8 protein-coding genes are annotated in these 12,614 nt (G+C 71.3%); all 8 read left to right on the top strand.

The window, feature by feature from the left end; translation table 11 throughout:
* Positions 1 to 19: 19 nt before the first annotated feature.
* The 8 genes from ASF76_RS13095 to ASF76_RS13130 all read left to right on the top strand — a co-directional run bounded on the left by ASF76_RS13095 (position 20) and on the right by ASF76_RS13130 (position 12,604).
* Positions 20 to 295 (top strand): HPr family phosphocarrier protein, encoded by a 276-nt coding sequence (locus tag ASF76_RS13095; RefSeq protein WP_055958544.1) that lies wholly within the window; start codon positions 20 to 22, stop codon positions 293 to 295.
* A gap of 15 nt (positions 296 to 310) precedes the next feature.
* Positions 311 to 1,996, top strand: coding sequence for a phosphoenolpyruvate--protein phosphotransferase (ptsP, locus tag ASF76_RS13100; RefSeq protein WP_055958546.1), 1,686 nt, complete (start codon positions 311 to 313; stop codon positions 1,994 to 1,996).
* Between the two features lie 53 nt (positions 1,997 to 2,049).
* Positions 2,050 to 3,720, top strand: a complete 1,671-nt coding sequence (locus ASF76_RS13105) for a PTS mannitol transporter subunit IICB (RefSeq protein ID WP_055958549.1) — start codon at positions 2,050 to 2,052, stop codon at positions 3,718 to 3,720.
* 101 nt (positions 3,721 to 3,821) lie between these two features.
* Complete coding sequence (locus ASF76_RS13110) at positions 3,822 to 4,259, top strand: PTS sugar transporter subunit IIA (RefSeq protein ID WP_055958551.1); 438 nt, start codon at positions 3,822 to 3,824, stop codon at positions 4,257 to 4,259.
* Positions 4,256 to 5,407 carry a mannitol-1-phosphate 5-dehydrogenase gene (locus ASF76_RS13115; protein WP_055958553.1) on the top strand — a complete coding sequence of 384 codons (1,152 nt, stop codon included), beginning with the start codon at positions 4,256 to 4,258 and terminating at the stop codon, positions 5,405 to 5,407. Before ASF76_RS13110 ends, ASF76_RS13115 begins: the two co-directional genes overlap by 4 nt.
* A 153-nt stretch (positions 5,408 to 5,560) precedes the next feature.
* Positions 5,561 to 6,328: an alpha/beta hydrolase gene (locus ASF76_RS13120; RefSeq protein WP_055958555.1), complete on the top strand. Its 768-nt coding sequence runs from the start codon at positions 5,561 to 5,563 to the stop codon at positions 6,326 to 6,328.
* A 385-nt stretch (positions 6,329 to 6,713) separates the two neighbouring features.
* Positions 6,714 to 11,018 carry a DUF7933 domain-containing protein gene (locus ASF76_RS13125; RefSeq protein ID WP_055958557.1) on the top strand — a complete coding sequence of 1,435 codons (4,305 nt, stop codon included), beginning with the start codon at positions 6,714 to 6,716 and terminating at the stop codon, positions 11,016 to 11,018.
* Positions 11,019 to 11,089: 71 nt separating this feature from the next.
* Positions 11,090 to 12,604, top strand: coding sequence for a SpaH/EbpB family LPXTG-anchored major pilin (locus tag ASF76_RS13130; protein ID WP_055958559.1), 1,515 nt, complete (start codon positions 11,090 to 11,092; stop codon positions 12,602 to 12,604).
* The last annotated feature ends 10 nt before the right edge of the window (positions 12,605 to 12,614 follow it).

Genomic DNA, 12,614 nt, shown 5'->3' on the forward strand with positions numbered 1-12,614 from the left:
GATCGACGGAAAGGACCCCATGCCGCACCTGACCCGCACCGTCCGCATCGGATCGTCGCACGGCCTGCACGCCCGTCCGGCGAAGCTCTTCGCGCAGGCGGCCAAGCAGTCCGGCATCCCCGTGACCATCGCGAAGGACGCGGGTAAGCCGATCAACGCGGCCAGCATCCTCGGCATCATCGCCCTGGGCCTAGAGTACGGCGACTACGTCACCCTCACCGCCGACGGCGCGAACGCCGAAGCCACGATCGACCGCCTCAGCGAACTGCTGACCACCGACCACGACGCCGAGTAAAGGAAGCACAGGAACATGACGGAACTCCGTGGAGTCGGAATCGGACTGGGCGTCGCCCAGGGACCTATCGCGCGCATGGCGGAGCCCCTGCCCGCGCCGAAGGACGCCAAGAGCGACCTCCCGGTCGAGGCCGAGACGGCGCGCGTGCGCGAGGCCGTCGCCGCCGTCGCCCGTGAGCTCGAGGCCCGCGGGGCCCAGGCCGGCGGTGCCGCGCGCGACGTGCTCGAAGCGCAGGCGATGATCGCCGAGGACCCGACCCTCGAAGCCGAGGTCGACAGCCGCCTCGCGAGTGGCAAGACCGGCGAGTTCGCCGTGCACGACGCCTTCGCCTCCTTCCGCGAGCAGTTGGTCGCCCTGGGCGGTTACCTCGGCGAGCGCGCCGCCGACCTCGACGATGTCGCCCAGCGTGTGATCGCACGCCTCCGCGGCGTCGCCGCCCCCGGCATCCCCGATCCCGGCCACCCGTTCGTGCTGGTCGCGAAAGACCTCGCCCCCGCCGACACCGCGCTGCTCGACCTCGACAAGGTGCTGGCCCTGGTCACCACCGAGGGCGGACCCACCTCGCACACCGCGATCCTCGCCCGCGAGAAGTCGATCGTCGCCGTCGTGGGCGCGAGCGGCGCCAAAGACCTCGTCGACGGGCAGTCCGTCATCGTGGACGCCGCCGCGGGCGTGGTCACCGTCGACCCGACCGACGACGAGAAGGCGCGCGCGCTCACCCGTGCCGCCTCGCGGGCCGCCGCGGCATCCGCCCCGATCACCGACGGCGCCCTCGCCGACGGCACGAAGGTCCCGCTGCTGGCGAACCTCGGTAAGCCGGGTGGCGCGTCGGAGGCCGTCGAGCTGGGCGCCGAGGGCGTGGGCCTCTTCCGCACCGAGTTCCTGTTCCTGAGCTCGAGCTCCGCCCCCACGGTCGAGGAGCAGCGCGCGGCGTACACCGAGCTGCTCGCCGCCTTCCCCGGCAAGAAGGTCGTCGTGCGCGTGCTCGACGCCGGCGCCGACAAGCCCCTCCCCTTCCTCAACGACGCGCACGAAGAGAACCCCGCGTTGGGCCTTCGCGGCCTCCGCGCCCTGCGTGCGAGCGAGGACATCCTGCGCGAGCAGCTGACGGCTCTCGCCGAAGCGGATGCCGCGACGCGGGCGTCCGAGGCCGGCCCCGCCGACCTGTGGGTCATGGCGCCCATGGTGTCGACGGTCGAGGAGACCCGCTACTTCACGGATCTGGCGAAGGACTACGGCCTGAAGACCACCGGCGTGATGGTCGAGGTGCCGTCCTCGGCGCTGCTGGCCGACCGCATCCTGCAGATCGCGGACTTCGCCTCGATCGGCACCAACGACCTGACGCAGTACACCCTCGCCGCCGACCGTCTGCTCGGTTCGGTCGCGTCGTTCCAGGACCCGTGGCATCCGGCCGTCCTCCGCCTCATCCGCGAGGTCGGGGCGGCGGGCCGCGCGAACGACAAGCCCGTCGGCATCTGCGGCGAGGCCGCGGCCGACCCGCTGCTCGCCGTCGTGCTCGTCGGCCTCGGCGCCACCACCCTGTCGATGGCCCCCACGGCCCTCGCCGACGTGCGCGCGAGCCTGCTCACCCACACTCTCGACGATGCCCGCCGCATCGCCGAGGCAGCCCTGGCCGCCGATGACGCGGCCTCAGCCCGTGAGGCGGCCCAGGCCGCCTCCTCGACCCCCGTCGCGGTGTAAGCCGCCCACCCCAACCGCGGCCCTGCCGCACCGCTAGTCAAGGAGACACAGCAATGACGACGACGTCAGCCACCAAGAAGCCGGGAGGAGCACGGATCGCCGTACAGCGATTCGGGACGTTCCTCTCCGGCATGATCATGCCGAACATCGCGGCATTCATCGCATGGGGTTTCATCACCATGCTCTTCATCCCCGCCGGCTTCTTCGGCGCCGACAGCCCCTTCGGAGCGGCATGGCACTGGGCGCCGGTCGCCGAGATCCTCGGCGGCGGCGGTGACGCCGCGGTCATCAACTGGCCCGGCGCCATGACCGCGCTCACCGCGACCGAAGACGGCACCACCTACCAGGGCTACGTGGGCCTGGTCAGCGTGATGATCACGTACCTGCTGCCGCTGCTCATCGCCAATACCGGTGGACGCATCGTCTACGGTGCGCGCGGTGGCGTGGTCGCGACGATCGCCGTGATGGGTGTCATCGTCGGCACCAACATCCCGATGTTCCTTGGCGCGATGATCATGGGCCCTCTCGCGGCGTGGATCACCAAGCAGATGGACAAGCTGTGGGACGGCAAGATCCGCCCCGGCTTCGAGATGCTCGTGAACAACTTCTCGGCCGGCATCCTCGGCATGGTCCTCGCGATCGTCGGCTTCTTCGCCTTCGGTCCGGTGTTCCTCGGCATCAGCACCGTCCTCGGCAGCATCGTGGCGTTCCTGGTGCAGTTCAACCTGCTGCCGGTGCTGTCGATCATCGTCGAGCCGGCCAAGGTGCTGTTCCTCAACAACGCGATCAACCACGGCGTGTTCACCCCCCTGGGTGTCGAGCAGGTCGCCGATACCGGCAAGTCGATCCTGTTCCTCATCGAGGCCAACCCCGGCCCCGGCCTGGGTCTCCTCCTGGCCTTCACCTTCTTCGGTGTGGGCGCGGCGAAGGCCTCGGCCCCCGGCGCCATCGTCATCCAGTTCCTCGGTGGCATCCACGAGATCTACTTCCCGTACGCCCTCGCCAAGCCCATGACGATCCTCGCCCTGATCGCCGGTGGCGCCTCGGGTGTGGCCACGAACATGATCTTCCAGGGCGGTCTGCTGTTCCCGGCCGCTCCCGGCAGCATCATCGCGGTGACAGCTGCCGCCGCCGGCGGCGGCGTTGCGAACGTGCTCGTCGTCCTGCTGTCGGTGGTCGTCGCCGCCGTCGTCACCTTCCTCGTGGCGGGCGTCATCCTGCGCGCCTCGCGCAAGCGCGACCAGGAGGCCGAGGGCGACAGCTTCGCCGCGGCCATCGACCAGACCGCGGCCAACAAGGGCAAGGAGTCGTCGACCCTCGGCGCCCTCCGCACGCGAGCTGGCGGTACGACCGGCGCCGGCACGACCGAGGCGGCCGACCGCGATGTCGACGGTGCCCTCGGCGGGCTCGGCGGCGCTGTGGCCACGAAGCAGCTGAACAACATCGTGTTCGCCTGCGACGCCGGTATGGGCTCGTCGGCGATGGGCGCGAGCGTCCTGCGCAACAAGATCAAGAAGGCGGGCATCGACGGCATCACGGTCACCAACCAGGCGATCGCGAACCTCGACGGCTCGGCCGACCTGGTCATCACGCAGAACCAGCTCACCGACCGCGCGAAGGCGCAGTCGCCCGACTCGGTGCACGTGTCGGTCGACAACTTCATGAACTCGCCGAAGTACGACGAGGTCGTGGAGATGGTCCGCGCGCAGCACGACGCGAAGTAACACCTACCACGGAGGGGCCGGCGCGCAAGCCCGGCCCCTCCGCCTTCCCGTCCGGCCCGTCATTTGCAAGGCTGGACAGCACGACGAGAAAGGCGAGAACCATGTCAGACGTCCTCCGCATCGAATCCGTCCGCATCCACCCCGGGAGCGCCAGCCGCGAGGAGGCGATGAAAGAGGCCGCCGACCTGCTGCAGGCCGCGGGCTCGGTCACCGCCGAGTACTTCTCCGCCATGCAGCAGCGTGAAGAGACCGTGTCGACGTACATGGGCAACGAGCTCGCGATCCCCCACGGCACCAACGAGACCAAGCAGGCCATCCTCACCTCGGGTCTGTCGGTCGTCCGCTACGACGGCGGCGTCGACTGGGGCGGCGAGCCGGTGACCTTCGTCGTCGGCATCGCCGGCAAGGGCGACGAGCACCTCGAGATCCTGTCGCAGATCGCCATCCTCTTCTCCGAGGAGGACGATGTCGCGCGCCTCAAGGCCGCCTCCTCCCCCGATGAGCTCTACGAGGCCCTCTCCGGGTCCGTCAACGCATGAAGGCCGTCCACTTCGGCGCCGGCAACATCGGGCGCGGTTTCGTCGGCCTGCTGCTGCACGAGGGCGGGTACGATCTCGTCTTCTCCGACGTCTCGGCGGCCCTCGTCCAGGCCATCAACGACGTGTCGTCCTACACCGTGCACGAGGTGGGGGACGGCGGCGTCGACAAGCAGGTGACGGGCTTCCGCGCGATCGACAGCTCGGTGGATGCCGAGGCACTCGTCGACGAGATCGCCACGGCCGACGTGGTGACCACCGCGGTCGGCCCGACGATCCTGAAGTTCGTCGCCCCGCACATCGTCGCGGGTCTGGCACTTCGCGACCCCTCGCTCGCGCCGCTGCAGATCATGGCGTGCGAGAACGCGATCGGCGCCACCGACCAGCTGCGCGAGCACGTGGTCGCGCTGGCGGGCGAGTCGTGGGACGCCCTGGCATCCCGCGCCGTATTCGCCAACACCGCGGTGGACCGCATCGTGCCGGCGCAGGCGCAGGGCGGCGTCGACGTCACCGTCGAGCCGTTCTACGAGTGGGCCATCGAGCGCGCCCCGTTCGGCGACACCCCGCCGCACATCCCCGGTGCGCACTTCGTCGACGACCTCGAGCCCTACATCGAGCGCAAGCTCTTCACCGTCAACACCGGGCACGCCACCACGGCGTACTTCGGCGCGCAGGCGGGTATCGACCGCATCTCCGACGCCCTCGCCGACCCCGCGATCGCGGCCAAGGTCGAGGCGGCGCTCGAGGAGACCAGCGCCCTGCTGGTCGAGAAGCACGAGTTGGATGCGGGCGTGCAGGGCGAGTACCGCGCGACGATCCTGCGGCGCTTCCGCAACGCCGCCCTTCCCGACACGGTGTGGCGCGTGGGCCGTCAGCCCCTGCGCAAGCTCTCGCGCCACGAGCGGTTCGTCGGTCCCGCGGCCGAGGCCGTCGAACGGGGTCTTCCCGTCGATGCCCTCGTGGCGGCGATGGCCGCGGCTCTCGAGTTCTCGGATGCCGAGGACGCCCAGGCCGTCGAGCTGCAGCGCCTCCTGCGCGAGCTCGACGCCGAGGCGTTCACGGCCGAGGTGACCGGTCTCGACGCGGCGCACCCGTTGTCGGCCCGGATCGTCGCGGTCGTCGCGGCCCGCCAGGAAGCTCTGGCCGACTGAGCCGTACCCGGCAGGGACACCGCCGCCCGATGCGTCGCCGAGTGCGCCGCATCGGGCGGCTGTCGTTCGGCCCGTCCCCACCGTCGTCGGGTGGGATCGGAGCCCCGGCCGCAAGCCCGTCGCCGCGGCGGTCCCGGGGTTTACGCTCGGGACGTGACCGACCGTGAGCTCCCGTCCGCGACCCGCCCCCGTCGTCGTCGGTGGGTGCCGTGGGTCCTCGGCGGTATCGGGGCTCTCGTGGTACTCCTGGTCGGCGGCATCCTGATCTACACCCAAGTGGGCGTCATGGGCGCCGAGCCCGGCCCCCTCGCCCAGGCGGAACAAGACCCGGGGCTGACGATCAGCGACGACGGCGCCGGCATCGTCCTCTCCCCCACCACCGGGGCGACCGGCCAGGGTCTGGTGTTCATCCCGGGCGCGAAGGTCGAGGCCGAGGGCTACATCGCGACCCTCGCCGACACCGTCGTCGACGACGGCATCACGGTCGTCATCACCCGCCCGTGGCTGAACCTCGCGTTCTTCGATCCGCGGCCGCTGTCGACGTTCACCGACCTCGCCCCCGACGTCACCACGTGGGCGGTCGGCGGCCACTCCCTCGGCGGAGTCCGCGCGTGCCAGTTGGCCTCCGACGCCGACGCACTCGTGCTCTTCGCCTCGTATTGCGCGAACGACCTGTCGGCATCCGAGCTGCCGGTCCTGAGCCTCTCCGGCTCCGAGGACGGCCTCAGCACCCCGCAGAAGATCGCGGATGCCAAGGCACAGCTGCCGGCGTCGGCCACGTTCGTCGAGATCCCCGGCGCCTCGCACGCCTCCTTCGGCGCGTACGGCCCGCAGCCCGGCGACGGCACGCCGACTGCCGAGCCTGCAGAGGTGGACCGCGTCATCGCGGAAGAGCTGAGCGGGTTCCTGCCGCGCCCCTGACGCGCGCGGGTGGTCGCCCTGCGCCCGGGCCGGTGTGTGCCGCGTCGGCGGACCGGCGCTTTACGCCCGACCGGCCTAGGGCCGCGTAAACGAACGGGCACCCTGCGCCCCACCCGGCGTGCGGCCGCGTCGACGAACCGGCGCGGTCGCCCGTGGCACTGGCCGCCCGTCGGACGCGGCAAGCCTCGATGCGAAAAGCCTCGGCCGTACCCGACCAGGACGCGATCCCAGTAGTGCGCAATCAGTAGTCAGCTGAGTAGTCGTCGAATTGCCCCGATACCCGGCGGATTCATACGATTCAAATAGCCGGTCACCACCCTTTTCAATCGCACGGAATCGCACCGGGATCACGTCGACACGGCGCTCATCGTCGTGCGAAAGGCTCATGTTCTCGTCGCGCCGTCCCCCCGCGCGTCCCGCTCGGACGCGGGCCGCCTCCACCGCCATCGTCGCGGTCGTGGTGGCGATGCTTCTCGGGTCGAGTGTGACCGCGGCGAGCGCGAACCCGTCTCCCCCGGCCTCGCCGATGCCGACCGCATCCGCGCCGGCGGTGACGCCGACGCCTGCGGAGCAGGTGACCCCGACTCCCTCGGAGCAGGCGACCCCGTCGCCCGCCCCCAGCGAGCCGCCCGCTGACACCGTTCCCGAGCCGGTCGCCTCGACCCCTCCGACCGATGCCGACCCGGCCGACGACGCCGACGCTCCGGGCGCTCCGACCGACGAGCCGACGGCGGCGCCCGAGGTCGTCGACTCCCCGCCGGACGAGACGGTCGACGACCCCACCACGTCCGCCCGGATGCGCGCTCCCCCCGAGGCGCGCATCGGCATCCTGGCCGCAGGCGTTCCGGAGGCACCGGCCGAGGTCTGGACCGAGACCTTCGAGCAGGGCCTGAGCGCCACCGCGCCGACGGCCCTGACGGCCTACGCGAGCGGGCGGTACACGGCGTCGCCCGGGTGGTCCACACCCTCGAACTGCACCGGTGTGCTGGTGAACTTCTCAGCGACCTACCCGAACACGCAGTTCTGCCCGAGTCAGTCCCTGTTGAACATCCCCGTGTCGACGGCCTCCGCGCGAGAAGTCCGTCGCCTCGCCGATGTGCTCGGCCAGGTGGCCGCCGGTACCACCGGCTCGACCACGTCGACCGCACCGGCAAACGGTTCCACCTCCACCACGCGCACGAACCACGCGCTCGTCGACCTTCCCTATGCGGCGCTCACGGGCACAACCGTGGCGCAGAGCTCGAGCCCGATCGCCGTCAGCGCCGCCGGATCGCGCTATTACACGCTGCGCTTCGACGCCGCGGCCGCGCCCTGCAGCGCCAACGCACCTGCGCTCTCGCTCTCCCTGTTCTCGGGCGCCACGACGCTGCTGGCTCCATTCCCGACCGCCGTGAATCCCTGCGCGATCACGGGCAACGTCTTCTACACGTCCCCCGCACAAACGGCATCCGGCGGTCTCCTCGACCCCGCAATCGGTTCCTCCGCCCGCGCCGCGACCTTCACGGGCCCCTCGGCGGCACTCCTGACCCCCACGCAGATCGCCGCGGCCCAGGTGCGTGTGACCAACAGCACCACCGGCGTCGGCAGCGGGTTCGGCGTCGACAACCTGCGCGTGCTCGATGTGACCCCGAGCCTCGACTGGGCGTTCAGCCCGGCGAGCGTCCCCGTCGGGACGGCCTCGGCCCTCACCTACACGATCACCAACACCTCCGACCTCCTCGCCAAGAGCGACTGGACGTTCACCAACACCCTCCCCGCCGGTCTCACGGTCGCCCCGACGCCCGCCGTCGGCGGCACCTGCGCCCAGGTGACGGGGACGACGTTCGCCGTCACCGCCCTCGCCGGCTCCTCCAGCATCGCGGCGGTCGGGGGCGACCTGGCCGCCGCGGCCGCGTCGTGCACGATCACGGTGAACGTCGTGGCATCCGCCGAGGCCACCTTCACCAATGCCCCCTCCAACGTCGTCACCCCGCTGATCGCCCCCGACACCGCGACCCTGACCGTCACGCCCGCCTCGCGCCTCACCGTCCGCAAGAACCTGCCGGCGCGCCTCGCCTCCACCGACCAGTTCACCCTCTCGGTGCGCAGCGGCAGCACGGTCATCGCGTCGGCGACCACCACCGGCACCGCGACCGGGCTGCAGGCGGCGCAGGTGTCGCGGCAGATCGTCGAAGCCGGCGCCACGTACACGATCTCCGAGACACCCACCTCGGGTGTCGCGCTCGGGTACGCGAGCACCTACGAGTGCACGCGCGAGGGAACGGTCATCGCCGCGGGCAGCTCGCGCTCGGGTCCGCTCACCATGCCCCAGGACGACGGCGCCGAGGTCGTCTGCACCTTCACCAACACTCTGCAGCAACCGCGCCTGTTCTGCGACAGCGGGCTCTTCTACGGCCTGACCGCCAACGGCGCCCTCATCCAGGCCGACGGCGCGGTGGGCGGCCAGGCCACCGTCGGCTCGTGGAGCAACGTCACCGGAGCGAACTCGCTGGGCGTCGCCGCCGGCGGCACCGGGGCCTACGCCCTCAACAGATCGACGGATGCCGCGAACGTGCTCTCGATCCTGAAGTGGACGCCGACCGGCGGCTTCGAGACCCTCGCGAACTCGGCGTACACGACGACCGATCGCGCCGGCACGGTGATTCCCGGCAGCATCGTCGCCGGAGCCATCGATCTGGCCACCGGTCGCTACCTCTTCGGCAAGTACAACAACGGCTCTTTCTACGCGTGGAGCTTCACCGAATCGGCCCCCGCGGCATCCCGTTTCACCTACCTCGGCTCGTTCAGCGCGGGCTCCGCCCCCAACGGCAACGGCGACATGGCCTTCGACAACCGCGGCAACCTCTACGTGCTCGGGGCCGCCACGGTCAACAACGCCAGCAGCGCCGCGATCTTCACCGTGACCGCCGAGACCCTGGCCGGTGCCTCCGGCGGCACCCTCGCCGTCAGCACCTCGGCGACGCGGACCCTGAACGGCCTGGATGCCACGCCGGCCTTCGGCAGCGTGAACGGCATCGCCTTCTCGCCCCGCGGCACCGTCTACCTCTCGAGCTCCACCAGCACCTACGAGTTCGACCCGACCACCTGGACCCGGGTCGCGAGCACCCCCCGCATCGACTTCGCCTCCACCGACCTCGCCAGCTGCAACAGCCCCGGCACCATCACCGTGCAGAAGAACGTGGTCGGGCGGGCAGCCGGCGCCGACCAGTTCCAACTCACCCTCGCCGACGCGAACGGTGCCCTGGGCACGGCCACGACCGCCGGCACCGCGACCGGTCGGCAGGCCGCGCAGGTCGGCGCCTTCCCCGCCTCGATCGGGTCGACGCTGACGGTGTCCGAGACGATGGCGGCGGGTTCGACCTCGGCCATCGGGGTCTACACGGTCCGCCTCGAATGCTGGAGCGACGGCATCCGGATCGCGAACGCCGCAGCGACCAGCGCCGCGGTCACCATGCCCGACCGCTTCGGCGCCAACGTCGTGTGCACCTTCTTCAACTCCCCCAGTCCCGTGGCGTCGGTCACGGTGATCAAACGTGTGCTCGATCCGGCCACCGGCCAGTCGGCGCCCGCGGCCGGCTGGAGCCTGGGCGCCGCCGCGACAGCCACCGCCGGCAGCGCCACCGTGCTGCCCAGCGAAGCGCCGCGTCAGACGAGCGACGCCGCGGGAACGGCCGTCTGGAGCGTGCTGTTCGGCTCCGCCTCGTCCCGTGCCACGCTCACGGTCTCGGAGGTGCAGCAGACCCGCTTCACCTTCGTCAGCGGCACGTGCACGGTCAACGGCACCGTCGCGCCCGTCACCTTCACGACCGCGAGCGGGGTGGTCAGCGGCGGCATCGCCGGGGTCGGGCCGTCGGCGATCGTCGTGTGCACGCTCGTCAACCAACCGATCACCTCCCTCACCCTGGTGAAGGCCGTGTCGTCGGGCTCGGTCGCCGCCACCGACTGGACACTGTCGGCCACCGCCCCCACGGGCGCACTCGCCGGACCCACCGGTCGTACGGCGACCGCGGCGACGACGAACGTCCCGGTGTCACCGGCCCGCCCCTACCGGCTGGCCGAGACCGGCACGAACGCCGCCTACGTGCAGGTCGGTGCGTGGCGCTGCGTCGAGTCCACGGGTGCCGAGGTCGCCGTCACCGCCGCGAGCGACGTCACCCTGCGCACCGGCACCGCCGTCACCTGCACCGTCACGAACGCCACGGCGACCCTGACGCTGCTGAAAGACGTCACCGCCCCGAGCCCCGGCTTCGTGCCCGCCACCTGGACCGTGACGGCCGTTCCCGCCGCCCTGGCCGGCGCGACGCTTCCGACGCAGAGCCGAGTGGGCGCGGCGTACGACCCCGTCGCCGGCAACGCCGCGAGCACGTTCGAGGTGCGCCCGGGCCACGGCTACACGCTGTCGGAGGCGCCCACCGTGCCCGGGACGCGGCTGGCCTACACGACCCTCCGCCTCGAACGGCTCGACGGCTCCACGTGGACAGCCGTCACCGGACGCAGCGTCACCGCTCCCGCCGCCGGCCAGAGCGCGATCTACCGCTTCGTCAACGCCCCCGTCGTGGGCCCCGTCCTCCCCCTCACGGGCGGTGTCGGCGCCGACGCGTTCGTCATCGCCGGAGGCCTCCTGCTCGCCCTCACCGTCGTGGGCGCCGTGATCCATCGCAGACGCAGGGGAGGGAGCCTTCCGACGTGACCCCTCCCGTCGCGCGACGCCGCCGACGACACCACTTCCGCATCACCGATCACCTTCCGAGAGGAACCACCATGTCCATCCGCAAGAAAGCGGCAACCGTCCTGAGCGTCCTCGCGCTCGGGGCCCTCACCGCCGTCGGGGCCGTCGCTCCCGCATCGGCCGTGACGCTGCCGGGCAACATCGACTCGACCGTCAACCGCACCCTCACGCTGCACAAGCACGCGCTCGGACCCACGACGCCGCTGAACCCGACCTCGACGGGCCAGCAGCTGGCCACGCCGCCGGCCGACCCGCTGGCCGGAGCGCAGTTCACCGCGACGCTCGTGTCGGGCGTCGACCTGACCACGGCCGCCGGGTGGACGCAGGCGGCCTCGCTGACACCGGCCCAGGCTGCCCAGCGTCCCAACACGGTGAGCTTCGTGTCGTCGGTGTCCAACACCGCCGGTGTCGCGACGTTCTCGCCCGACCCGGCGCTGTACCCGACCGGCCTGCCCATCGGCGTGTACCTGATCACCGAGACCCAGCTGCCGGCCACCGCCACCAACCCGGCGGCGCCGTTCCTGGTGACGTTGCCGACGCCCACCGGCAGTGCGGGCTCGCCCGCCAACCAGTGGATCTACGACGTGCACGTCTATCCGAAGAACGCCGTCACCCAGCTCACCAAGACGCGCGTTCCCGCCCCGGCCGGATCCGTCGAGCAGCGCAACCCCGACCTCATCCGTTGGGCCATCGCTTCGTCGATCCCGACCCTCGCGACCGGTGACGCCATCGACGTGTTCACCCTCACCGACGTCCTGCCGTCGGAGCTGACGTACCTGACGGCTGCCACCGTTCCCGCGGGAGTCGCCCCCTCGAACGTCGTGGTCACGAATGCCGCCGGCGCCGCGCAGACGTTCACCGAGGGAACCGACTACACGATCACCAACACCGGGGGCACCCTGACCCTGGACTTCACCGCCGCCGGCCGCACGCGTCTCGCGGGCTTCCAGGGCGGAACCGTGACGTTCAATGTGCTGACGCGCGCGACGGCCATCCCGGCCAGCGGCGTGATCGTCAACACCGCTCGCGCGAACGTCAACGGTTCGACCGAGGAGGTCACCGGCAGCACGCCGATCGGCCAGCTCACCGTGTCGGCCTACACCACCTCGAACGGCTCCCGCGTGCCGCTCGCGGGGGCGGTCTACCAGGTGTTCCTGACGGAGCAGGATGCCATCAACGGCGCCAACCCGATCGTCATCAACGGCGAGACCACGTGGACGACCGGCGCGAACGGCAACGTGGTCGTGCCGATCATCACGCCCGGCAACTACTGGGTGCGCGAGACGGTGCCCCCGACGGGTTACCAGCTGCCCTCGCCCGACCGCGTGCTCACCGCGGTCGTCCCCGGCCCGACGTCGACGACCGCGCCCGTGCGCAACTACGTCGAGTTCGCGCACAACCAGGTGCCCGCGTTCGCCCTGCCCATCACCGGTGGCGACGGCGGCCTGTGGTTCGGCGTCGGTGGCGCGGCCCTGCTGACCGCCATGATCGGCGCGGCGTTCGTCGTGTCGCGTCGCCGCGCCCGCGCGGTGCAGGCACCCGCCTGAGGGATCACAC

The organism is Microbacterium sp. Leaf151 (assembly GCF_001424225.1).
In the GTDB taxonomy this organism is placed as follows: domain Bacteria; phylum Actinomycetota; class Actinomycetes; order Actinomycetales; family Microbacteriaceae; genus Microbacterium.

What these genes read in the sequence shown, in the direction of transcription:
- ASF76_RS13095 (WP_055958544.1), top strand. Translation starts at nt 20, where the DNA reads ATGCCGCACCTGACCCGCACCGTCCGCATCGGATCGTCGCACGGCCTG.
- ptsP (WP_055958546.1), top strand. Translation starts at nt 311, where the DNA reads ATGACGGAACTCCGTGGAGTCGGAATCGGACTGGGCGTCGCCCAGGGA.
- ASF76_RS13105 (WP_055958549.1), top strand. Translation starts at nt 2,050, where the DNA reads ATGACGACGACGTCAGCCACCAAGAAGCCGGGAGGAGCACGGATCGCC.
- ASF76_RS13110 (WP_055958551.1), top strand. Translation starts at nt 3,822, where the DNA reads ATGTCAGACGTCCTCCGCATCGAATCCGTCCGCATCCACCCCGGGAGC.
- ASF76_RS13115 (WP_055958553.1), top strand. Translation starts at nt 4,256, where the DNA reads ATGAAGGCCGTCCACTTCGGCGCCGGCAACATCGGGCGCGGTTTCGTC.
- ASF76_RS13125 (WP_055958557.1), top strand. Translation starts at nt 6,714, where the DNA reads ATGTTCTCGTCGCGCCGTCCCCCCGCGCGTCCCGCTCGGACGCGGGCC.
- ASF76_RS13130 (WP_055958559.1), top strand. Translation starts at nt 11,090, where the DNA reads ATGTCCATCCGCAAGAAAGCGGCAACCGTCCTGAGCGTCCTCGCGCTC.